The sequence below is a fragment of the Bradyrhizobium sp. RDI18 genome, assembly GCF_043203335.1.
In the GTDB taxonomy this organism is placed as follows: Bacteria; Pseudomonadota; Alphaproteobacteria; order Rhizobiales; family Xanthobacteraceae; genus Bradyrhizobium; species Bradyrhizobium retamae.
Window position 1 is genome coordinate 5,250,454 of sequence record NZ_JBICRN010000008.1, and the last position, 20,937, is coordinate 5,271,390.

A 20,937-nucleotide genomic window follows, 5' to 3' on the forward strand; every position below is an offset into this window, starting at 1 on the left:
GCCCTGCGATTAATCCAGAATTTCGACCAGCCGGTGCAATGCCTCGGCCGTTGATTCACTGTCTGAGACCAGCGCGAGACGGATGTAGCCCGCGCCGGGATTGAAGCCGTCGGGCTGCAGCCGCGACAGATAGCTGCCGGGGATCACGCGGACGCCAGCATCCCGATAAAGCTTCACCGCCGCCGCCTCGTCGCCGCCGCGTTCAGATACGTCAAGCCAAACGCAAAAGCCGCCGGCGGGCCGCACATAACCGTAGCGGCTGCCCAGGATCTGATCGGCAAGATCGAACTTGATGCGATAAAGCCTGCGGTTCTCCTCGACATGCGTCTCGTCGCTATAAGCGGCGACTGCGACGTGCTGCAGCGGCACCGGCACCTGCGGCGCCGCGACATTGCGAAATTCGTGGAAGGTGGCGAGGAACTTCCCATCGCCGGCGGCAAAGCCTACGCGCATGCCGGGTAGATTGGAGCGCTTCGACAGCGACTGGAACGCAACGACGTTGGTGAAATCAGGCCCGGCGCATTCCAAGGCGCTGCCGGGCGCCTGCCTGGTGTAGATTTCCGAATAGCACTCGTCGCTCAGGATCGTGAAGCCGTAGCGGTCGGCGAGGGCCTTCAGCCGCGTGAAGTAATCGCGCGAGGCGACGGCGCCTTGCGGATTGGCGGGCGAGGCAATGAACATCGCCACGGTTCGGGCCAGCGTAGCCTCGTCGAGCGTATCGAGATCCGGCAGGAATCCGTTGGCGCGCGTGGTCGGCAGATAGATCAGTTCGCAACCAGCGGCCCGGGCGCCCGCGCCATAGGCCGGATAGAACGGGTTGGGCATCAGGATCGCGGGCCTACCCTTGCGCGGGCCAACATAACGGGCGGCGGTGATCGCCGCGAAAAACAGCCCTTCGCGGCTGCCGTTCAGCACCAGGATTTCGCTCTCGGGGTCGATCGGGCGGGGGAGCTGGAACCGGTTCGAAAGCCAGTTGGCGGCGGCGCGTCGGAACGGCTCGATGCCCTTGGCAAGCGGATAGCGGCCGAACTCAGCAATGTGTTTCGCCAGGATCGGCCCGACGAAGTGGGGCACCGGGTGCTGCGGTTCTCCGAGAGACAGCGTAATCAATGGCTTGGCCGGCTGGTAGGGCGCCAGCAGCTCGGTCGTGCGCAAGAACGGCGAGCGTTCGGCCTGACCGGCAGGGTTGCACTGCCGGCGCCTTGCGCCACGCCGGAAGAGGCGATCATTGCCATGTCTGAAACGCCAGCACTTTCAAAAGCGGTCAAAGGGCTTAAGCGAGCCCCGCAAACCCATCAAACCACCATAGATACGGCGAGGTTAAGACGCGATTAACCATCGCGTCGGTCTGGACAATTTGCAGAGTATTACCATATTTTGAACGGGTATTACTTCCGGGAGTCCTGCGATGGCGACGACAGTTACGAGCAAGGGCCAAGTGACAATTCCGAAACGTGTCCGCGACTATTTGGGGATTCAACCTGGCAGCCAGGTGGATTTCCGCCGCAGCGCCGATGGCGGTGTGGTGATCGAAAAAGCCGATGGGCCTCGGCCGCCGAGCAGGTTTGCCAAAGCGCGAGGTTCGGCTGGGCCGGGCATGACGACCGATGAGCTGATGGCTCTGTTGCGTGGCGAACCGGAATGACGCTCGTCGATTCGAACGTCCTCCTGGATGTCGTCACCGACGGCGAAACATGGGCGGATTGGTCGCAACAACGGCTCGAACAAGCGGCCTCGTCCGGGCCGCTTATCATCAATGATGTCATCTACGCCGAGATATCGACGCGCTACGCCACGGCCGAAGGCGTGGACGCGATGCTCCGCAATTTGGACATCGAACTGGCGGCGATCCCGCGCACCGCGCTCTTTCTCGCGGGCAAGGCTTACCTGCGGTATCGCGGCGCCGGGGGCCTTCGCACTGGCGTGCTGGCGGATTTCTTCATTGGCGCTCACGCCGCTGTCGAACAGCTACCTCTGCTGACACGCGATGCAAGGCGTTATCGAACCTATTTCCCGACGATCGAACTGATCGCGCCGGAACGGGAACAATAGCGGAGCACAAAAGAAAGGGGCTCCAGCTTGCGCTGGAGCCCCTCAACGGTCAGGGCATTGCCGGGTATGTGCCCGAACCGGAGTTGTGGATGCGATCCCTTCTAAGAGATCGCACCCGGGAGAGCTTACATGTTGTAGGCGCGCTCGGTGTGCTCGGTGACGTCGAGGCCTTCACGCTCGGTTTCGACGTTGACACGCAGCCCGACGATCACATCGACGACCTTGAACAGGATCGCCGAGCCGATGCCGGACCACACCAGCGTGGTGCAGACACCCCAGAGCTGCGAGGTCATCTGCGCGACAAAGTCGTAGTCTGCGATCTTGCCCGCGACGTAATCCATGACGCCAGTGCCGCCGAGCGCGGGATTCACCAGGATGCCGGTGCCGATCGCGCCGACGATGCCGCCTACGCAGTGAACACCGAACACGTCGAGCGAGTCGTCATAGCCGAGCGAGTTCTTCACCACGGTGCAGAAGAACAGGCAGACGACGCCGACCACGAGACCGAGCACGATCGCTCCCATCGGACCGGCGAAGCCGGCCGCGGGCGTAACTGCGACAAGGCCTGCCACTGCGCCCGACAACGCACCGAGCACCGAGGGGTGGCCCTTGACGATCCATTCCGCGAACATCCAGGCCATCGCCGCCGCTGCCGTCGCAACGAAGGAGTTGGTCATGGCGAGCGCGGCGCCGCCGGAGGCTTCCAGGTTCGATCCGGCGTTGAAGCCGAACCAGCCGACCCAGAGCAGCGAAGCGCCGATCATGGTCATGGTGAGCGAATGCGGAGCCATCAGCTCTTTGCCGTAGCCGACGCGCTTGCCGATCAGGAGCGCACCGACCAGACCGGCGATGCCGGCATTGATGTGCACCACGGTGCCGCCGGCGAAGTCGATCGCGCCCTTCTTGAAGATCCAGCCGGCGTCGGCGTTGATCTCGTCGAGCTTGGCCTGGGCCGCGGTCTTCGCTGCGCCGTCAGCCGCGGCGGCAAGCGCCTTGGCAGCGTCCGTGATCAAGTCCGGACCCGGCCAATACCAAACCATGTGCGCGATCGGGAGGTAGATCAGCGTGACCCAGAGCGGGACGAACAAGGCGATCGCCGAGAACTTCATGCGTTCGGCGAACGCGCCGACGATGAGGGCGGGGGTGATCGCCGCGAAGGTCATCTGGAAGCAGATATAGATGAGCTCCGAGATGTTGGCATCGACGCTGAAAGTTGCGGCCTTCGAATCGGTCGTCACGCCCATCAGGAACGCCTTGGAGAAGCCGCCGATGAAGTCGGAACCGCCGGTGAAGGCAAGGCTGTAGCCGTAGAGCGCCCAGAGCAGGGTCACGATACAGACGGTGTAGAAAACCTGCATCAGCACCGAGAGCATGTTCTTGGAGCGGACGAGACCGCCATAGAACAGCGCCAGACCCGGAATCGTCATCAACAGCACCAGCACTGTCGACGTCAGCATCCAGGCGTTGTCTCCCTTGTTCACCGTTGGTTCGGCGTAGGCAGCGGTCGCGGCGAACAGGCCGACTGCGAGGGCCGCCAATCCCGCGCTATAGGGACGTTTAAACGTCATTTGATTTTACTCCTGAGTGGTAAGGTTTGTGCGCGAAATCAGAGGGCCGCGGCATCTGCCTCGCCGGTGCGGATGCGTACCGCATGGTCGAGGTTGATGACGAAGATCTTGCCGTCGCCGATCTGTCCGGTCTTGGCAGCCGATGTGATGGCGTCGATGGTCTTGTCGACCTGGTCCGAGGCGACCGCGACCTCGATCTTGATCTTGGGCAAGAAGCTCACGGCGTATTCGGCGCCACGATAGATTTCCGTATGGCCCTTCTGGCGGCCATAACCTTTGACTTCCGTCACCGTGAGACCGTGAACGCCTATGGCGGTCAGGGCGTCCCGGACTTCTTCGAGTTTGAATGGCTTGATGATCGCCATAACAATTTTCATGGGTATTGGTCCCCGCTTGGGCCCGGGTCAGGCGGACCGGGCGTTCTCGACTGAGGTTCACCACGCGGAGATGTTCACTACGCGGGCACAGCCAGGACCCTTAGAATCAAATGCCGTGCCAGATCGGGATCGTTCCCTAACAGACTATGAATCCGGACCTTTTCGCCCTCTGCGAGAATTGCATCTTCTTGCGCCATTCCGCCGCGCCCAAAGCGTAGTCAGGCGTGCCCAAAACGTGGGCATGGCCTGACAGCCAACGCAATCGTGCTCAGCAGCAGGGCAAGAAAACGGTAATACGGTGGGTGCCTATTGCAGGGCTTCGCCGTGCTGCGAGATGTCGAGGCCTTCCAGCTCCTGGTGCAACGATACCCGCAAGGGCGCGAACACGCCCACCAGCTTGAGCAGGATAAAGGTAATGCCGCCCGACCAGACGAGGGTAACCGCGACGCCATAGAGCTGCGTCAGTACCTGCTGCGCATTGCCCTCGATCAGGCCGGCAGTACCCCCGATCGCGTTCACCGCGAAGACGCCGGCGAGCAATGTGCCGGTCAATCCCCCGATGCCGTGAACGCCGAACACGTCGAGCGAGTCATCATATTTGAGGCGCTGCTTGAGCCAGGTGCAGGCCCAGAAGCAGAGCGTTCCCGCGACAATGCCAATGACGATGCCATGCCACGGCGCGACGAATCCTGACGCCGGCGTGATCGTGCCGAGGCCCGCGATCGCGCCTGAGATCATGCCGAGTACCGACGGTTTGCGCCGGGTCGCCCATTCGATCGCGGCCCAGGTCAGCGCGCCGGCGCAGGCGGCCAGATGCGTCGCGGTGATCGCCATGATGGCGCGCGAGTTCGCGGCCAGCGCCGATCCGCCGTTGAAGCCGAACCAGCCGACCCACAACAATCCGGTGCCGATCACGGCGAGCGAGAGGTCGAACGGCGCGAGGTTCTCGCTGCCGTAGCCGTGACGCCGTCCGATTACCATCGCGGCAACCAGTCCGCCGACGCCGGCGGAAAGATGCACGACGAGGCCGCCGGCGAAATCCAGCACGCCCATGGTGGCAAGGAATCCGCCGCCCCACACCCAGTGCGCGAGCGGCACATAGACGAACATGAACCAGCCGACGGAGAACAGGAGATAGGCCGAGAACCGCATCCGGTCGGCCACCGCGCCCGCCACCAGCGCCACCGTGATGATCGCAAACGTCATCTGGTACAGCATGAAAAGCGCTTCCGGAATCGTCTTCGCCGCCGGATTGACGCTCTCCATCGTCATGCCGATCAGAAACCAGCGATCGAGCGTGCCGATCCAAGCGCCATCACCGACAAACGCCAGCGAATAGCCGAAGGCCACCCAGAGAATCGAGATGATCGCGACGGCGGCGAGGCTTTGCGCCATGGTCGCCAGCACGTTCTTCTTGCGCACCATGCCGGAATAGAACAGCGCCAGGCCCGGTATCGTCATCATCAACACCAGCGCGGTGGCGACGATCATCCACGCGGTGTCGGCGGCACTGATGGTGGACGTCTCGGCATGCGCCGGCGTGATGACTGCAAAGCTCGCCGCAAGAGTGATGAGCGCAGCATTGCCTACTGCACGATACGATGGTGCCCCCATAAAATTCCCCCGGGCTGTTGTCGTTTCGCTGCCGTTTCTTGGCTTCGCGCGTTCAGCGTCGTTGCCGCCGCGCCTTGTTCCGTGATGTCTCAGAGCGCGTCGCTGTCGGTCTCGCCGGTGCGGATTCTCAGCGCATGGTCGATCGGCGTGACGAAGATCTTGCCGTCGCCGATCTGCCCGGTACGCGCGTTCGCGGTAATGACCTCGACCGCTTTATCCGCAACGTCGGAGGCGACCGCGATTTCGATTCGGAGCTTGGGCAGGAAGTTCACGACATACTCGGCGCCCCGATAGATTTCGGTGTGGCCCTTCTGGCGGCCGTAGCCCTTGACCTCCGTCACCGTCATGCCGTGGACGCCGATGGCCGTCAGCGCCTGGCGTACCTCGTCAAGCTTGAAAGGTTTGATGATCGCGACGACGAGCTTCATGGTCAGGCCTTCATTTCCCTGGGGTGTTTTTGAGCACGCGAAAAGTTGGCTGCCCCGACGGCGGACCGCCGATGCAAATCTGTCATCTTTCTGGGCAAATGGCACAAAAAAGTTGCAGGTAGAAGGGGAAAACATTTCGAGCTGGTGACATCGATCACTGTACAGGCACCTGTAACGTCCGCCAAAATGCGGTTTCACCCCCAGCCGCCCGCCGGCTACCTCCATTTCCACGGCTCAAGGAAATAAAATGTCGAACCGATCGTGGTTTTATGCAGCCAACGGCCAGCAACAGGGCCCTTATCCGGAGCCCCAGCTTCGCGACCTCATCACCCGCGGCATGGTCGGGGCGGATACTCTGGTCTGGACCGAGGGAATGTCGGGCTGGCAGCGGGCAGGAGAAATCCCGGGGATGATACCCGGCGGATCGGGCCCGCCCGCCTTCACGCAACCTGGTGGCCCGCCTACGGCTGCAGTCGGAGGGTACGGCGGCGGTGCGTTGTCGATCGATGTGGGCCTGTGGGAGCTTCTCGGGCGCAGCCTGTTGTTCGTCATCGGCATGGTGCTGGTGATTCCCGCGCCCTGGGTTGCGACCTGGTTCTATCGCTGGATCTTTTCCCGGCTCTACGTGCCGGGCCGGCCGAACCTTGCTTTCACCGGCCAGCCCCTCGACATCTGGTACGTCTTCATCGCCATCGGCATTTTGACCTATGCGGGCTCGGCCGACCTTTATTACCTGCAATACCTCTCGATCCCGATTCAGGCCGTGCTGGCCTGGATGGTCATTCGCTGGATTGCTTCCAACCTGAGTTCCAACGACCAGCCGCTTCCGATCGCCTTCAACGGCAGCGCGTTGGGTTATGTCGGCTGGCATGTACTGTTGTATGTATCCTTCATTACCATCGTCGGCTGGGCCTGGGTGGTCACGGCCTGGATGCGCTGGATCTGCCGCAACATCGACGGCACGCAGCGCGAGGTCATCTTCACCGCGTCCGGACTGGAAGTGTTGTGGCGGACCATCGTGTTCGTGATCGCCTGCATCTTCATCATTCCGATCCCGTGGATGCTGGCCTGGTACGCACGCTGGTACGCGTCGCAATTCGCGCTGGCCGAACGCGGAACGCTCGCGAACGCCTAACGCGCCGGCGCTCTTACTTGCGCTGGCGAACCGAGCCTTCCTGGGCGACCGACGCCACCAGTGTGCCGTCAGGCTTGAAGATCAGGCCGCGGGTCAATCCGCGGCCGTCCTGCGCGCTCGGCGAATCCTGCGCGTAGAGTAGCCATTCGTCGGCGCGAAACGGCCGGTGAAACCACATCGCGTGGTCGAGGCTCGCCGGCATCATGCGCTTGTCAAACAGCGTGCGGCCGTAGCGCGCCATCACCGCGTCGAGCAGCGAGAAATCCGATGCATAGGCCAGCGCGCACATGTGCAGCGCCGGATCGTCGGGCAGCTTGGCCGCTGTGCGGATCCAGACATGGATGCGCCCGTCCTCGATCTTCTGGCCGAAATAGCGGCCGAGCTCGACCGGGCGCAGTTCGATCGGCCGGTCGGATTCGTAATAGCGGCGGATGAATTCCGGCATCTCGCGGAACATCGGCTGTTTTGCCACTTCCTCGGCGGTGAGTTTCTCCGGAGGCGGCACGTCAGGCATCTTGTCCTGATGGTCGAAGGCGCCTTCCTCCTCGGCATGGAATGAGACCATGATCGAGAAGATCGCATTGCCGTGCTGGATCGCGGTGACGCGCCTCGTCGAATAGCTTTTGCCGTCGCGCAGCCGCTCGACCTCGTAGATGATCGGAATCTGCGGATCGCCGGGCAGGATGAAATAACAATGGATTGAATGCGGCAGGCGGCCTTCGACGGTACGGCATGCCGCGACCATGGCCTGCCCGATCACCTGTCCGCCGAACACCCGCTGCCAGCTCGTCTTCGGGCTGTTGCCGCGGAACAGGTTCACCTCGAGCGGCTCCAGATCGAGGATGGAAATCAGGTCAATCAGGCCTTTGGACATGGTGGTGCTTTCGGTTGGATTCCAGCGTCATTCCGGGATGGTCCGAAGGACCAGACCCGGAATCTCGAGATTCTCAGGGGCGCAAGGGCGCCCCATAGTTCGATACCGCGTATCGCCCCGGAATGACGGCTTAACCTTGTTCTCGGCCCTGTTTCGCCCAGCTATTATCAGGTAGCAAGTCTGGTCTGAGGGCATAACTGGGTACGGATCGCATGGCGGCACAGCGAAGTATTGTCATCTGCGGCGGCGCCTTCGCCGGGCTGGCGTTAGCGCTGGCGCTCCGCCAGGGCCTTGGCGCAGAGATTCCGTTATCGTCGCCGATCCCGCGCTGGGGGTGCGGCCGAGCCGCGACCCACGCGCGACCGCCATTGTGGCCGCCTGCCGGCGGCTTTTCGAGACGCTCGGCGTCTGGGATCAGGTATCGGATCCGCAAGCCATCCTCGACATGGTCGTTACCGATTCCAGGCTGGATGACGCGACACGCCCGGTATTCCTCACGTTTGCGGGAGATGTCGAACCCGGCGAGCCGTTTGCCCACATGGTCGAGAATCGCCGCCTGATCGACGCGCTGGTCGAGCGCGCCGAAGCCGAAGGCATCGATCTCCGGGCCACGGCGGTTTCGACCTACGAATCACGTTCCGATGGCGTCACCGTGACGCTCGCCGACGGCGGTGTCATCGAGGCAAGCCTGCTGGTCGCCGCCGACGGCGCGCGCTCGAAACTGCGCGAGCGCGCCGGCATTGCCACCCATGGCTGGGACTACGATCAATCCGGCATCGTCGTCACCGTCGGCCATGAGCGGGATCATCACGGTCGTGCCGAAGAGCATTTTCTCCCGGCGGGTCCGTTCGCGATCCTGCCGCTGAGTGGAAAGCGCTCGTCGCTGGTGTGGACCGAGAGCCGCACCGAGGCCGCACGCATCACTGCGCTTGGCGAGGCCGAATTCCACGATGAGCTCGAGAAGCGCTTCGGGCTGCATCTCGGGGAGATCAAGGCGCTCGACAAGCCGCGCGCGTTTCCGCTCGGCTATTTCGTTGCGCGCTCGTTCATCGCCGAGCGGCTGGCGCTGGTCGGCGACGCCGCGCATGTGATTCATCCGATCGCGGGGCAGGGGCTCAATATGGGCCTGAAGGACGTCGCGGCGCTGGCCGAAGTCGTGGTCGATGCGGCTCGGCTCGGCATCGATCCCGGGCAGGCCGATGTGCTCGACCGCTACCAGCGCTGGCGGCGGTTCGACACCATGGCGATGGGCGTTGCGACCAACTCGCTGAATTTTCTGTTCTCGAACGAATCGACGCTGCTGCGCACCGTGCGGGATATCGGGCTCGGCCTTGTCGATCGCGCGCCGCCGCTGAAGAACTTGTTCATCCGCCAGGCAGCCGGATTGTCGGGCGAGGTGCCGCGACTGTTGAAGGGCGAGGCGCTGTAGAAGGCGAATGGCGAATAGGGAGTGGCGAATGAATGGACCATTCGCTATTCACCACTGACCATTCGCCGGCTTCGTCACTCGATCTTCCGCGCCTCTTCCGGCAGCATGATCGGGATGCCATCGCGGATCGGATAGGCGAGCTTGGCGGAACGCGAAATCAATTCCTGCCGGTTCGAATCGAATTCGAGCGGACCCTTGGTCACCGGACAGACCAGGATCTCCAGCAACTTTCGATCGACGGTGCCGTCGAGGCGTTCGGGTGGGGCTGTCATTTACTCTCTCCAGATATGCGTAGTCCCTTAGCATACCAAATCGCGGGGTGTCATGACGCTGACATCCGTACCAATTCGTCGACCACGGCCTCTTGGCGTGCTTTCGACAACGGCTGGTCCGATAGCGCAAAGCCGAGAAATGCCCAATACAGGATTTGCGCCCGGGCCCGGGCCACATCCGTCGACAATCCGGATTGCGTCAAAAGACCTTCGACATAGCCGAGCCGGCGCCGGTCGATCGCCTGCACGGCGGCGCGGGCGGCGGGATCGACGCTCGCCCAGGTGCGGACCGCCCGTTCCAGCATCAGCCGTTCGCCGAACACGCGGCGCAGCAGCAGCGCGAGCGGGTTCTCGTCCTTCGAGGCCGCCTCGACATTGGCGATGATCTGCTCGGCCGCGACCTCATGCCAGCGCGCGAGTATAGCGGCATGGAACGCGCCGATATCGGCGAAATGCCAATAGAAGCTGCCGCGCGACACTCCCATCGTCTTCGCCAAAGGCTCCGCCTTCAGTGCGGTGAAGCCACGGATCGCCAACGTCTTCAGGCCCTGATCGAGCCAGTCCTTTGCCGCTAGTTGATTGCCCATCTGGGTTCCGCGATCTTACCACCATACACCACTGTATTGACAGGCGCCAGAACGCAGCGCATAACCATACACTAGTGTATGGAGGACGTTATCGATGCGCGATCTCATTTTGCAATGCGCCGGCGTCGCCGGCATAGCGGTGGCCGTGATCCATGGCGTGCTCGGGGAAACCAAAGTGTTCGCCAAGGCGACCATCCAGCCCGAAAGCCTGCGCACCCTCATTCGCCTGGTATGGCAGGCGGGTACGGTGGCCTGGATCGGCGGCGGAGTACTGCTGATTGCCGCGCCCTCGTTTGGATCGGAGAGCGCGCGGCACTGGATCGTCGCAACGATCGTCGCGGTCTACGCCTTTGCCGCCGCCGCCAATGCGTGGTGGTCGCGCGGCCGCGGCTTCGGCTGGAAAGCCCTTGGCGCCGTCGTAGTACTGGCAATTGCGGGATACTAGCCCACGCTCCTGGCAACCAGTGCCACGTCGCTCGACCTGTTGCGCAATCAATACGGTATTAAGGTAACAAGCCTCCAGTGGTTTTACGGGGATTCGGCGGTCATTGCGCCGATTGCATTTACGGCCCAATAAGCATGGAACCCGGTATTGCACGAAATTAACGGGACAATGCCTATTCCGCGCTTTCATCGGCAGTATTGACGATGGGGCCCGCAATATGTTCCGCGTTTTCAATTGCCTTATTGCCGAGCACGATTGGCGGCTTGTTCTGCTCGCTGGTTTGGTTTGCCTCGTTTCCAGCACTGTTGCCATCAACATCTTTCATCGCGCAATTGCTTCACAGGCCCGAACGCGGCTGATCTGGATTGCAATTGCCGGCGCTGCGATCGGATACGGAATCTGGGCGACGCATTTCGTCGCAATGCTCGCTTACGAGCCTGGCGTATCAACCGACTACGGCCTCGTCCTGACGGCGCTGTCGCTTGCCGCAGCGATGATACTGACATCCAGTGGCTTTGGACTGGCTGTCAGGAATTCCGGACGGTGGCGCGCGGCAGCCGGCGGTGCCGTCATAGGCGCAGGCATTGCGAGCATGCACTATCTCGGCATGTGGGCGCTCGAAGTGCCGGGCCACGTAACCTGGTCGCTCGACCTCGTGCTTGTCTCGATCGGCCTCGGCATATTCTTCAGTTCTGCCGCGCTGGCGATTGCGCTTGGCTATAAGGAAAAATGGGGCACGCTGGCAGCGGCGCTCATGCTGACGCTTGCAATTGTCTCGCATCATTTCACCGCCATGGGCGCGGTGCAGATCGTTCCCGACCCGACGCAGACATCCCACACGCTGTCGCTCTCTCCCGGCTTCCTTGCCCTGGCGATCGCCGGCGTGGCTTTATCGGTGCTCGGAATGAGCCTGATTGGCGTGTTGGCGGATCGCCGCCTCGCCAGCCGCACCAGCAAATTCGAGGAAATAATCAGCCAGCTTTCGGTCGCCCGGCAGCAGGTCGAACGCTCTCAGCGAGAACTGCAAGAACAGAAGCTCAGGCTGGACACAGCCATTAATCACATGGGTGAGGGCCTCTGCATGTTCGATGCAGAAAAAGCGGCTCGTCGTCTGCAATGCCCGCTATGCCGAAATGTACAGGCTGCCGCCGGAACTGCTGGGAGCGGGGACACCGCACCGCGAGATCATCCAGCATCGCATCGCCACCGGGATCCTCAAGGGCGAGGCTGCGCAGCAATTAGTCTCGACCATCAACGCGCTGCCGGTGAACGCAACCGCAAGCCGCATCGACGAGTTTGCCGATGGCCGGCTGATCTGCGTGACCCGACAGCCAATGGCAGGCGGCGGGTGGGTGGCGACGCACCTTGACGTCACCGAGCAGCGGCGCTCCGAAGCCCGGATCATCCATATGGCCCAGCATGACGCGCTGACCGACCTGCCAAATCGCGTACGGCTGAGAGTGCGCATGGAGCACGCTCTTGCAATCATCCGCGAGGGCGGATCCGGTCTTGCCGTCTTGATGCTCGATCTCGATCGCTTCAAGGAAGTCAACGACACGCTCGGTCATCCGACAGGTGACAAGCTGCTGCAAGCCGTCGGCGCGCGGCTGCTCGAATGCATCCGCGATACGGCCCTGATTGCACGGCTGGGCGGCGACGAGTTCGCCGTTATCGACTACGTGACCAATCCCGTCGTCGAAGCCACGGCCCTCGCCGAGAAAATCAGCCACGCGCTCTGCGAACCTTTCGATCTCGGCGACCATCGGGTGACCATCGGCACCAGCATCGGCATTGCGATCGCGCCGCGCGACGGAACCAGCCCTGACGAGATCCTGAAGAGCGCAGATCTCGCGCTCTATTCCGCCAAGAGCGGCGGACGCGGCGCATTCCGCTTCTTCGAGCCCGAGCTGGACCAACTCATGCGTGCCCGGCGCAACCTGGAGCGCGATATGCGTGATGCGCTTGCCAAGGGTGAATTCGAGCTCCACTACCAGCCGATTGTCAATGTTGCGAGCGGAGAAACCAGCGGCTTTGAGGCGCTGTTGCGCTGGCATCATCCTCAGCGCGGCCTGGTCATGCCTGCCGACTTTATCCCGCTTGCGGAAGAAACCGGCTTGATCGTGCCTCTCGGAGAATGGGTGCTGAAGGCCGCCTGTGCGGAGGCGGCCAAATGGCCCACCGATCTGCGGATCGCAGTAAACCTGTCACCCGCTCAATTCAGAAGCAAAGAGCTGGTTTCGATCATCGTGGCGGCGCTCGCGAATTCGGGAATTGCGCCACAAAGACTTGAGCTCGAGGTCACCGAGACGGTCACCATGCATGACAGCGAGACTGTGTTCGCTGCGCTCGATCAGTTGCACAAAATGGGTGTGCGAATCGCCCTGGACGATTTTGGGACCGGCTATTCATCGCTAAGCCTCGTTCAGAGGTTTCCATTCGACAAGATCAAGATCGATCGCAGCTTCGTCAACGCATTGACGGACGCAAAGGAGGAATCGCGCCTGATTGCTCGCGCGGTGGTTCGATTTGCGGTCAATCTCGGCAGGACGACGACGGCCGAAGGAGTCGAAACCGAAGGACAGCTCGAAATCCTCCATGCAGAGGCATGCACTGAAATGCAGGGTTACTATCTTGGCCGACCAATGAGTGGCGCCAGCGTTCTGTCAATGGTGCGGCCCCAGGCTCAGCCGGCGCGACGGCGCAAAAGTGCCGGGAGCATGGCGCACTGAACGGGGGTCAAGCAGAGCATATGCGGATTAGCGGCGCGCAGGCCTCGCAACGCGGCTGACCCGCTTGGCAAGTGGCTTGCATCTACTGCAGCCCGGTGTCGCCGCTGGTGCGCTTCTTGGCGAGGTCCATTTCGGTCACCGCAATCAGGATCTCGGCGCGGGTTTTCAGGTCCGGCGCCTCCAGCATCGCCTGCTTCTCCGCCGGACCATACGGCGACATCATCGCGAGCGCGTTGACCAGCGCCTCGTTCGGTGCGCTCTCGATACCTTCCCAATCCACCTTCAGATTGTTGGCTTTTAGAAAGTCGTTCAGCACGTCGAGCAACGCCGTGCGGTCGACTTCCTCCTCGCCTTTGCGCGCGACGAAATCGTCGGCATAGGGGAAGAAGTCCACCTTGCATTGCCTGTACGTCGTCAGTGCTGCGATTTCCTCGACCACCTTGAAGCGCGCGACCCCGGTCAATTCGAGGATGTAGCGGCCGTCGCCGGATTCGGCGAGCTGGGTGATGCGGCCGACGCAGCCAACCTGGAACAGCACCGGCCTTGTCTCGTCCCTGGAGTGGGAAATGTCCGGCTGGATCATCCCGATCAGCCGGTGGCCGTCGCGCAGCGCGTCGTCCACCATCGCCAGATAGCGCGGCTCGAAAATATTGAGCGGCATCTGGCCGCGGGGCAGCAACAGCGCGCCCGGCAACGGAAATACCGGAATGATTTCGGGAAGCTCGCCGGGTCCGCGGTATTCGGCATTGATCGGCATCTGCAGTCCCGGTCAGTTCGTTGGTTCGGTGGGTGTTCTCTTCACAAAACCATGTTCCACGCGCGGAATACGTCCTACGAGAATAGGATCGTCGACAGCCGCTTGCGTCCCTCGACGGTTGCCTCGTCGGTGCCGCCCCACGCCTCGAAGAACTGCACGAGCTGCTTGCGCGCGCCGTCGTCGTTCCACTTCCGATCGCGCTTGACGATTTCCAGCAATTGGTTGGTCGCCTCCGCGCGCTTGCCGAGCGCATTGAGCGCCGTCGCCAAGTCGAATCGCGCCTGATGGTCGAGCGGGTTTGCGGCGACCTTTTGTTCGAGCTCGGTCACCGGGCCGACCGACTGGGCCTGCTCGGCAAGGTCGATCGAGGCCTGCACCGCCTTGACGGCGGCATCGTTGCGCTTCGATTCCGGCACCATCGCTAGCGTCTGCTTGGCTTGTTCGACGGCACCCGTCGTCACGTAGCACTTCGCCAGTCCCGCCAGCGCGGCGATATTGGTGGCATCGAAACCGAGTATCTCGGCATAAATCTGTGCTGCGGCGGCCGGATCGCCTTCCGCCAGCACGGCCTCGGCCTCTTTCAGGATTTCTGCAATGTTCGGCTCACCCGGCGCCGTCATGCCCTTGGTGAGCTTGTCGATGAAGGCGTTGACCTGGCTCTCCGGCACCGCGCCCATGAAACCGTCGGCGGGTTGGCCACCCACGAACGCGATCACCGCCGGGATCGACTGAATGCCCATCTGGCCCGGAATGGCTGGATGCTCGTCGATATTCATCTTGACCAGTTTGACCTTACCCTTGGCGGCCCGAACCGCCTTTTCCAGCACCGGCGTGAGCTGACGGCAGGGACCGCACCAGGGCGCCCAGAAGTCGATCAGCACCGGCTGGCGCTTCGATTCCTCGATGACATCCTTCACGAAGGTCTGGGTGGTCGTCTCCTTGATCAGATCGGGTACTGCCTGCGGTGCCGGGCCGCCGCCCTGCTCAACTATCGTCACGGTATCCTCGCCTGATGTCTCGAAAAGGAACGCAGAATATCGGCTGCGGGTCCGCTGCTTCTAGCACGGTCCGGAACCAAGTTCTCGTTCGCTAGATGGCGGCTTGGCCGCAAAAATCAATCGCTCCGGGCGCCGCCGCCTTCTGCAAGCTGTGCTGACCGTGGGACATTCGGCGAATGAAGGGTGCAACCGCCGCTCCGGCCGGCGTTCCGAACCGTCCGGGACCCAGGGGCCCCGCGAATCGGGCTATCGCGCTGGGGGCTAATTCTGGGTTCCCGGCGATGGCACGAGGCCCGATAAATTCCATTTTGCCGTTGTTTCGGACGGATTCGAGCCTATTTGGCTAAAGAAGTCGGATTATCCGGAAAAGCGTCGGACCGTGCGCGGACTGTTGCATTCGCAGCCCGCATTTGGCATAGGTCTGCCGTTGACGGCGAGCGATCGCCGCCATCTCGGATGCGGGTGTAGCTCAGTGGTAGAGCACGACCTTGCCAAGGTCGGGGTCGAGGGTTCGAGCCCCTTCGCCCGCTCCAATTTCTAAAATCGGCAAACACTGGATCCAACGACAGGCCGCCATTTGGCGGCCTTTCGTTTGCCCGACTACGGGTGCGCCTCCGGCGGCGGCATCCTTACTCCCAACGGTCGCTCACCTCGGGACGCGATAGACCCAGATCCTGGCCTTGCCTGAGTTCACGCCGCCAAACAGACTGGGAAAGACGCCGCTGACCGGCTGGTTCAGGTAGACGAACAACTGCCCGTCGCGGGTCGCTCTGAATTTCTCTTCGAGACGGCCGTTCGTCGGCTCGCCATCGATGAAGTTCTCCTCATTGCCGGTCTCGCCGTAGCGAAGGATAACGTGGCCAAAGGGCCGGTCGAGCGTTCGCTTGAGCGGGTAAGCTGCCGCCAGCAAAGCGAATCGGCCCAGTGGAACGGTCGGATCGGTTGTTACACCGTTCTTCTTCCAGTTGGGCAGGAACGCACGGAGCGGCATTCCACCCGGGCCCGAAGGCGTGCCGAGAAATGACCAGTCGCCATCCTTCTCCAGGATGAACTGATAATGTCCGCGCCTCTCGAGCATGACGCCAACAGGCGTACAAAGGTCGGCGGTGTTGAATGCGGCCAAGTTGACCCCGCGGCACGCCGCCGACGTGCAGGTGCCAGGGAAGCTGCCGTCGGGCGCGCGCTTGCACAGCTTCATATCATCGGGGTCGCACACCTCCAGCGTGATTGGCTTTTCCGCTGGCTGGCAGAAGTGGCCAAGGCTGTCGCGAATGTTGAAAAAATAGTGGCTGGCGAAAGCGACGCCGCCGACCAGGAAGAAAACCGCAAAGAATGCAGGCGCGACCTTGAGTTTGATGTTGGTGAGCAATCGCCGGTAGGCGTCCTTCAGTCTGAAGCGCGCGATAGTCCTGTCGGGGAGCAACATGGTGACCAGGACGGCAAAGGCGAAGAACTGGAAATAGGGGTGCGTGATCCGGTCGATGAAGGTCTGCGGCGAGGCCGACAGCTTTGGCAAGCTGTAGCCGGTCCAGCCCGGTAGCGGATAGAGCGCGACAAAGAGCAGGCCAGCCAGCACCACCATTTGCGATGTGCTCAGGCCGACCCTCGGTTTGGATTCGCCCCGGTGCAAGTCGACCTTTGCAAGGCTCACCCGCCACGCGCGGCGCATCTGATCGGTGATCCGGTCCTTAAGGCTGGCGCTCAACCATAGCAGCACCGCGACAAGGCTGGCGCAAAGCACAAACCAGAGCGGCTCCCTAGCATAGGCATTGATCCAGCGTGAGGCCGCGCCCGGCAAGGCGAGTCCGACCATCCGAATGAGGTCGGAAAGCGGCCGCAGGGGCGTGGTGAATTCGGCGGCTGCCGGCGCTGTGGATGTAAGCGGGTAGGTCAGCAAATAGAGCGACGCGATGACGGTCAGGAAATAGATGATGCGTCGCCGCCAGATCGAACTTCCGACGACGTGTTCCTGGGTGAGCTCGCGCTGACGGGCGGAGGCCAGGCTCTCATATTTCGGTCTGCCCGACCGGACCGTCAGCTTGTCCGGCGTGACGATCCTCTCGTCGTAGGTCAATATTTCGTAGACCGGTGGCAGTGCGACCGGCGCATAGAGATGCGCATCGACGGAGATCCGGTCGAATACGCTTTCGTGGATTTTCGGCATTGCGATCTTCACGCAATCGCGCTTGTCGTCGGAAAATTTCGTATCCGACAGCGCGGCCACGCTCCGTGGCCCATAGCGGTAGTAGCCGCCGAGCCCGTTGCGGGAATCGTAGATGCGGCCGTCCTTGTCCTGGGTCGACCTCACCCGCGTAAATGCGTCAGGATCGGCTCCCGGCGCCGCCTTCAAGGTAAGGCCGCGGCTGCGCGCCTCTGACAACATCCAGGTCAGCGACACATGGGCGAGCGAGTCGTCCGGATATCCGCCGCCGACATTGGAATGCACGCCGGCGAACCAGACCTGCGTGATCCGTTCCGAACTGGTCTTCCGGGTACCGGTGACAACGGTCTCCGGACTCTCGTCCCACAGCAGTGGATGAAACGTGGTGCGCTCATCGTCGAGCGAGAGCGCATGGCAGGCCTTGCGCACCAGTGGATGGAGCTGCCGGTCCGGCAGTTCGAGCGGCCAGAGATACCGGCTGACGCCACGGGTCATTTCGTCGATGGGCAGGCCGTAGGCGGCGACGGTATCCCAAAGGCCGAGGAAGGCGATGTGATCGACCGGGCGCTCGTTCTTGTCGTGCTTGGCTGATACGAACAGGTTGCGCAGCTTTCGAAAAGCCCATTCGACTTGAAACTGCGACTTGAACGTCTCTGCCCGGTGCGCCCGGTAGGCCGCCGCGACCTTTCGATCGAGTTCTTCTTCGGTCTGGTACTTCACCAGGCCCTGTTCGCAGATCAGACCGTTCACCACACGGATGGTGAAGGCCCCCCGGCTGAACCCGAATGCAAAGATGTCGTCGCTCTGCCAGGGACCGTATCTCTCCTCGCGACCCTCGGCCTTTGCAGCGGCAGCCTCGAGCGCCAGATAGTCCAGATGCGAGCGATAGTTGCGGCAGGCAAACTTGTAGATATCGAGCACGTTCCGCTTCAGGCCGAAGCCGAAGGCGCCGCCCAGGATCGCGAACGGCTTGAAGGACGAGGTGCCGACCCCGTCGTCGTAGAACGCAATCTGTTGCGAACTCGTCAGATCCAGTGATTCAAACACACGCCAGACGTTCGTCCGCCAGACCTTGCCGGCGGAATTGCCGGTGCCGTCCGAGAGCAGAATGATCCGCTTGTTGGCCATACGGACGCTCGCTCAAACCCGGGCGAGGGGAGACGGACGTTGAAGGATATGCCGAATGGTTTTCTCAGGGTTTGATCCGCTCCTGTATGAAATGGACCACAATTGCGCTGTTCGTTTATCAAATGGGGTGACAGCGCAAGCGGTCCACTTGATGTGGAACGCCGCCCACTCGCGCGTTAGCTCGACGCAGATATTGCGATGCAGCGGTGCAAGAGCGGATCAAACGTGCGTTTGGCAATCCGTCTCACAATTTATCTTGGTCGTACTGAGCCGCGCGGCGCGCGCTTCTCTCCGGCAGCGGATGTGCTACCATTTTTTGGTCTGTCCTACTTCACCAGACCAAATTCGCCTCTCGAACGTTCAAATAATAACAGGCGCAGCCGCCAGGCTGCACTAGGGGAGTGACGCGATGAAATCGGCTTTCAATCGATCTATTCTTGCGCTCGCAGCCATCTTCGTTGTCGCGGGGGTCAGCCAGGCCAGCGCGCAACAGAAGGCCCTGAAGAAATACGAGTCCGGCACCAAGGACTTCTGGAATAATCCACCGCCGGACTGGTTCCTCGGCGATGAGACCGAACAACAAAAGGGTCTCGCTCCGCCGTCAGGGCCGCCGACCGGCGCCTCGGACGCAGAACTGGCGGCGATGATGAAGAAGATCAAGCTGCCCGACGGCTTCAAGATCGAAGTTTATGCGTCTGGCGTGTTGTCCGCGCGGCAGATGGCATGGGGCGACAAGGGCACGCTGTTCGTCGGCTCGTTCGACCTCGGCAATGTCTATGCGATCAAGGACAATGGCGGCAAGAAAGAGGTCAAGACCATTCTCAAGGGCCTCAAGATGCCGACCGGCCTCGCCTTTCTCGACGGCGCGCTCTACGTCATCGCGGTCGACAAGCTGATCAAATACGAAAACGCCGAGGCCAATCTCGACAACCTCGGCGCCGGCAAGGTGGTGTATGACGACATGCCGTCCTACATCGCCCATGGTTGGAAATACATCACCGTCGACAAGGATGGCTGGTTCTACCTGCCGTTCGGTCCTCCCTTCAACATCGGCATTCCGCCGACCAGCGTTTCGCAAATACGCCGCGTCGATCCCAAGACCGGCAATGCCGAAATCTGGGCGCTCGGCGTCCGCAACAGCGTCGGCGGCGACATCGATCCACGCAGCGGGCGATACTGGTTTACCGAGAACGCCCGTGACTGGATCAGTGACGACATGCCGAGCGACAAGCTCAACATGATCTCCAGAATCGGCGAGCATTTCGGCTATCCCTACTGCCACCAGGGCGACATGCCGGACCCGAAATTCGCGATGGGCCACAAGTGTTCGGAGTTCACGCCGCCCGTCGTCAATCTGGGCGCGCACGTCGCGCCGCTGGGCATGAAGTTCTATACCGGCGATCAATTCCCGGCCGAGTACAAGAACAACATCCTGATCGCCGAACATGGCTCCTGGAATAGGCACAAATACCAGGGCGCCCGGATCAAGCGCGTCATCGTCGATGCCGACGGCAAGAACGCCAAATCGGAGATCTTTGCCTCCGGCTGGCTCGAAGGCGACCAGGGCTATCTCGGCCGGCCGAACGATATCTTGCTGGACAAGGACGGTTCGATCCTCGTGGCCGACGACTGGGCCGGTGCGATCTACCGCATCAGCTACACCAAGAAGTAGCGCCCAAGTAAATGAGAGGCTGCGGTTGCCCGGGAACGAGTAGCCGCGGCCCTTATTGTTTGATGCACGGGCGGAGAGTAGTCGAAATGCGAAGTGCATTAATGGGGTCGCTGCTGGCGATCATGATTTGCGTACCGCTCGCCCGCGCCGCCGACATCGCGGCCGGCAAGGCGAAAGCCGAGATGTGCGTCGGTTGTCATGGCGAGGGCGGCATTTCGCAGATCGAGAACACTCCCTCGCTTGCGGCGCAGCCTGATCAATTCATCCAGTGGCAGCTCGTGTTCTTTCGTGCAGGCACCCGCAAGAACGAACAGATGCAGCCGATCGTCGAACAGCTCAATAATGAGGATATTCGCAACCTCGGTGCCTACTACGCTTCGCTCGAACCGCCGAAAGCGCCCAAGCCTGACGAAAACCCCGATCTCTCCAGAAAGGGCGCGCAGGCGGCCGCTGGTCGGCGCTGCGCGTCATGCCACACCGATAGCTACGCCGGCACCAAGGGGGTCGCCCGCGTCGCCGGCCAGCGCGAGGAATACCTGGTCAAAGCGCTGCGCGAGTACAAATCGGGAGTGCGATCCGGCGGCGCGATGGCTGCGATGACGGACGTCGCCTATTCCCTCAGCGAGGAAGAGATCGAGGCGCTCGCGCATTATCTCGCGCATCTCTGAGTGGCTCGTCGTCCCTGCGAACGCAGGGACGACGGAGATAGAG

The 20,937-nt window shown here is 62.0% G+C and carries 18 protein-coding genes, 1 tRNA gene and 3 pseudogenes; 11 read left to right on the forward strand and 11 right to left on the reverse strand.

The features are described 5' to 3' along the window. Window positions 1-9: 9 nt before the first annotated feature. The gene (locus tag ACFXS9_RS34460) at window positions 10-1,155 is read right to left on the reverse strand and encodes an aminotransferase class I/II-fold pyridoxal phosphate-dependent enzyme (RefSeq protein WP_392697016.1); all 1,146 of its coding nucleotides are present in this window, start codon (window positions 1,153-1,155) and stop codon (window positions 10-12) included. A gap of 253 nt (window positions 1,156-1,408) precedes the next feature. Between ACFXS9_RS34460 and ACFXS9_RS34465 the strand changes: the two genes are divergently transcribed. Continuing rightward, the gene (locus ACFXS9_RS34465) at window positions 1,409-1,645 is read left to right on the forward strand and encodes an AbrB/MazE/SpoVT family DNA-binding domain-containing protein (RefSeq protein ID WP_057844908.1); all 237 of its coding nucleotides are present in this window, start codon (window positions 1,409-1,411) and stop codon (window positions 1,643-1,645) included. Continuing rightward, entirely contained in the window at window positions 1,642-2,052 is a 411-nt protein-coding gene (locus ACFXS9_RS34470) for a type II toxin-antitoxin system VapC family toxin (RefSeq protein ID WP_392697019.1), read from the forward strand. The genes ACFXS9_RS34465 and ACFXS9_RS34470 overlap by 4 nt, the downstream gene beginning before the upstream one ends. Before the next feature lie 125 nt (window positions 2,053-2,177). Here the strand turns inward: ACFXS9_RS34470 and ACFXS9_RS34475 are convergent, their stop codons facing one another. The 4 genes from ACFXS9_RS34475 to ACFXS9_RS34490 form a co-directional block, all read right to left on the reverse strand. Then, window positions 2,178-3,620: an ammonium transporter gene (locus ACFXS9_RS34475; protein WP_392697022.1), complete on the reverse strand. Its 1,443-nt coding sequence runs from the start codon at window positions 3,618-3,620 to the stop codon at window positions 2,178-2,180. 38 nt (window positions 3,621-3,658) lie between these two features. Beyond that, on the reverse strand, window positions 3,659-3,997 hold the full coding sequence (locus ACFXS9_RS34480; protein WP_008142813.1) for a P-II family nitrogen regulator: 339 nt from the start codon (window positions 3,995-3,997) through the stop codon (window positions 3,659-3,661). A gap of 306 nt (window positions 3,998-4,303) precedes the next feature. After that, window positions 4,304-5,611, reverse strand: a complete 1,308-nt coding sequence (locus ACFXS9_RS34485) for an ammonium transporter (RefSeq protein ID WP_392697029.1) — start codon at window positions 5,609-5,611, stop codon at window positions 4,304-4,306. Window positions 5,612-5,700: 89 nt separating this feature from the next. Then, complete coding sequence (locus ACFXS9_RS34490; protein ID WP_028348351.1) at window positions 5,701-6,039, reverse strand: P-II family nitrogen regulator; 339 nt, start codon at window positions 6,037-6,039, stop codon at window positions 5,701-5,703. A gap of 247 nt (window positions 6,040-6,286) precedes the next feature. On the opposite strand from ACFXS9_RS34490, the gene ACFXS9_RS34495 reads away from it, so the two are divergent. Next, window positions 6,287-7,174 (forward strand): DUF4339 domain-containing protein, encoded by an 888-nt coding sequence (locus ACFXS9_RS34495; protein ID WP_392697032.1) that lies wholly within the window; start codon window positions 6,287-6,289, stop codon window positions 7,172-7,174. Window positions 7,175-7,187: 13 nt separating this feature from the next. Here ACFXS9_RS34495 and tesB read toward each other — a convergent pair whose 3' ends face one another. Further along, window positions 7,188-8,048 carry an acyl-CoA thioesterase II gene (gene tesB, locus ACFXS9_RS34500; RefSeq protein WP_028348353.1) on the reverse strand — a complete coding sequence of 287 codons (861 nt, stop codon included), beginning with the start codon at window positions 8,046-8,048 and terminating at the stop codon, window positions 7,188-7,190. A 212-nt stretch (window positions 8,049-8,260) separates the two neighbouring features. On the opposite strand from tesB, the pseudogene ACFXS9_RS34505 reads away from it, so the two are divergent. Next, window positions 8,261-9,477: pseudogene (locus tag ACFXS9_RS34505) on the forward strand (ubiquinone biosynthesis hydroxylase). 74 nt (window positions 9,478-9,551) lie between these two features. Here the strand turns inward: ACFXS9_RS34505 and ACFXS9_RS34510 are convergent. After that, window positions 9,552-9,749: a Trm112 family protein gene (locus ACFXS9_RS34510; RefSeq protein ID WP_028348355.1), complete on the reverse strand. Its 198-nt coding sequence runs from the start codon at window positions 9,747-9,749 to the stop codon at window positions 9,552-9,554. Between the two features lie 50 nt (window positions 9,750-9,799). After that, the gene (locus tag ACFXS9_RS34515; protein ID WP_392697036.1) at window positions 9,800-10,336 is read right to left on the reverse strand and encodes a TetR/AcrR family transcriptional regulator; all 537 of its coding nucleotides are present in this window, start codon (window positions 10,334-10,336) and stop codon (window positions 9,800-9,802) included. A gap of 94 nt (window positions 10,337-10,430) precedes the next feature. Between ACFXS9_RS34515 and ACFXS9_RS34520 the strand changes: the two genes are divergently transcribed. From ACFXS9_RS34520 to ACFXS9_RS34535, 4 genes and pseudogenes are all read left to right on the forward strand, one after another. Beyond that, a complete protein-coding gene (locus tag ACFXS9_RS34520) occupies window positions 10,431-10,781 on the forward strand; it encodes a hypothetical protein (RefSeq protein WP_392697039.1) in 351 nt (116 codons plus the stop codon). Window positions 10,782-11,202: 421 nt separating this feature from the next. Continuing rightward, window positions 11,203-11,469: pseudogene (locus ACFXS9_RS34525) on the forward strand (MHYT domain-containing protein); the annotation flags it as partial. 445 nt (window positions 11,470-11,914) lie between these two features. Further along, window positions 11,915-12,613: pseudogene (locus ACFXS9_RS34530) on the forward strand (diguanylate cyclase domain-containing protein); the annotation flags it as partial. Between the two features lie 117 nt (window positions 12,614-12,730). Further along, window positions 12,731-13,510, forward strand: coding sequence for a putative bifunctional diguanylate cyclase/phosphodiesterase (locus ACFXS9_RS34535; protein WP_392700169.1), 780 nt, complete (start codon window positions 12,731-12,733; stop codon window positions 13,508-13,510). Between the two features lie 82 nt (window positions 13,511-13,592). Here the strand turns inward: ACFXS9_RS34535 and ACFXS9_RS34540 are convergent, their stop codons facing one another. Further along, window positions 13,593-14,267 carry an LON peptidase substrate-binding domain-containing protein gene (locus ACFXS9_RS34540; RefSeq protein ID WP_334365752.1) on the reverse strand — a complete coding sequence of 225 codons (675 nt, stop codon included), beginning with the start codon at window positions 14,265-14,267 and terminating at the stop codon, window positions 13,593-13,595. A 74-nt stretch (window positions 14,268-14,341) separates the two neighbouring features. After that, on the reverse strand, window positions 14,342-15,265 hold the full coding sequence (gene trxA / locus ACFXS9_RS34545; protein ID WP_334365751.1) for a thioredoxin: 924 nt from the start codon (window positions 15,263-15,265) through the stop codon (window positions 14,342-14,344). 458 nt (window positions 15,266-15,723) lie between these two features. Here trxA and ACFXS9_RS34550 point away from each other — a divergent pair. Continuing rightward, window positions 15,724-15,798 (forward strand) — tRNA-Gly (locus tag ACFXS9_RS34550). A 113-nt stretch (window positions 15,799-15,911) separates the two neighbouring features. Here the strand turns inward: ACFXS9_RS34550 and ACFXS9_RS34555 are convergent. Next, window positions 15,912-18,554 carry a DUF2235 domain-containing protein gene (locus tag ACFXS9_RS34555; protein ID WP_392697043.1) on the reverse strand — a complete coding sequence of 881 codons (2,643 nt, stop codon included), beginning with the start codon at window positions 18,552-18,554 and terminating at the stop codon, window positions 15,912-15,914. Window positions 18,555-18,963: 409 nt separating this feature from the next. On the opposite strand from ACFXS9_RS34555, the gene ACFXS9_RS34560 reads away from it, so the two are divergent. Together ACFXS9_RS34560 and ACFXS9_RS34565 are read left to right on the forward strand one after the other, a co-directional pair. Beyond that, a complete protein-coding gene (locus ACFXS9_RS34560) occupies window positions 18,964-20,226 on the forward strand; it encodes a PQQ-dependent sugar dehydrogenase (protein WP_392697046.1) in 1,263 nt (420 codons plus the stop codon). Window positions 20,227-20,312: 86 nt separating this feature from the next. Beyond that, window positions 20,313-20,894 carry a c-type cytochrome gene (locus tag ACFXS9_RS34565; protein ID WP_392697049.1) on the forward strand — a complete coding sequence of 194 codons (582 nt, stop codon included), beginning with the start codon at window positions 20,313-20,315 and terminating at the stop codon, window positions 20,892-20,894. Window positions 20,895-20,937 lie beyond the last annotated feature (43 nt).

What these genes read in the sequence shown, in the direction of transcription:
- ACFXS9_RS34465 (WP_057844908.1), top strand. Translation starts at nt 1,409, where the DNA reads ATGGCGACGACAGTTACGAGCAAGGGCCAAGTGACAATTCCGAAACGT.
- ACFXS9_RS34470 (WP_392697019.1), top strand. Translation starts at nt 1,642, where the DNA reads ATGACGCTCGTCGATTCGAACGTCCTCCTGGATGTCGTCACCGACGGC.
- ACFXS9_RS34475 (WP_392697022.1), bottom strand. Translation starts at nt 3,620, where the DNA reads ATGACGTTTAAACGTCCCTATAGCGCGGGATTGGCGGCCCTCGCAGTC.
- ACFXS9_RS34480 (WP_008142813.1), bottom strand. Translation starts at nt 3,997, where the DNA reads ATGAAAATTGTTATGGCGATCATCAAGCCATTCAAACTCGAAGAAGTC.
- ACFXS9_RS34485 (WP_392697029.1), bottom strand. Translation starts at nt 5,611, where the DNA reads ATGGGGGCACCATCGTATCGTGCAGTAGGCAATGCTGCGCTCATCACT.
- ACFXS9_RS34490 (WP_028348351.1), bottom strand. Translation starts at nt 6,039, where the DNA reads ATGAAGCTCGTCGTCGCGATCATCAAACCTTTCAAGCTTGACGAGGTA.
- ACFXS9_RS34495 (WP_392697032.1), top strand. Translation starts at nt 6,287, where the DNA reads ATGTCGAACCGATCGTGGTTTTATGCAGCCAACGGCCAGCAACAGGGC.
- tesB (WP_028348353.1), bottom strand. Translation starts at nt 8,048, where the DNA reads ATGTCCAAAGGCCTGATTGACCTGATTTCCATCCTCGATCTGGAGCCG.
- ACFXS9_RS34510 (WP_028348355.1), bottom strand. Translation starts at nt 9,749, where the DNA reads ATGACAGCCCCACCCGAACGCCTCGACGGCACCGTCGATCGAAAGTTG.
- ACFXS9_RS34515 (WP_392697036.1), bottom strand. Translation starts at nt 10,336, where the DNA reads ATGGGCAATCAACTAGCGGCAAAGGACTGGCTCGATCAGGGCCTGAAG.
- ACFXS9_RS34520 (WP_392697039.1), top strand. Translation starts at nt 10,431, where the DNA reads ATGCGCGATCTCATTTTGCAATGCGCCGGCGTCGCCGGCATAGCGGTG.
- ACFXS9_RS34535 (WP_392700169.1), top strand. Translation starts at nt 12,731, where the DNA reads ATGCGTGATGCGCTTGCCAAGGGTGAATTCGAGCTCCACTACCAGCCG.
- ACFXS9_RS34540 (WP_334365752.1), bottom strand. Translation starts at nt 14,267, where the DNA reads ATGCCGATCAATGCCGAATACCGCGGACCCGGCGAGCTTCCCGAAATC.
- ACFXS9_RS34555 (WP_392697043.1), bottom strand. Translation starts at nt 18,554, where the DNA reads ATGGCCAACAAGCGGATCATTCTGCTCTCGGACGGCACCGGCAATTCC.
- ACFXS9_RS34560 (WP_392697046.1), top strand. Translation starts at nt 18,964, where the DNA reads ATGAAATCGGCTTTCAATCGATCTATTCTTGCGCTCGCAGCCATCTTC.
- ACFXS9_RS34565 (WP_392697049.1), top strand. Translation starts at nt 20,313, where the DNA reads ATGCGAAGTGCATTAATGGGGTCGCTGCTGGCGATCATGATTTGCGTA.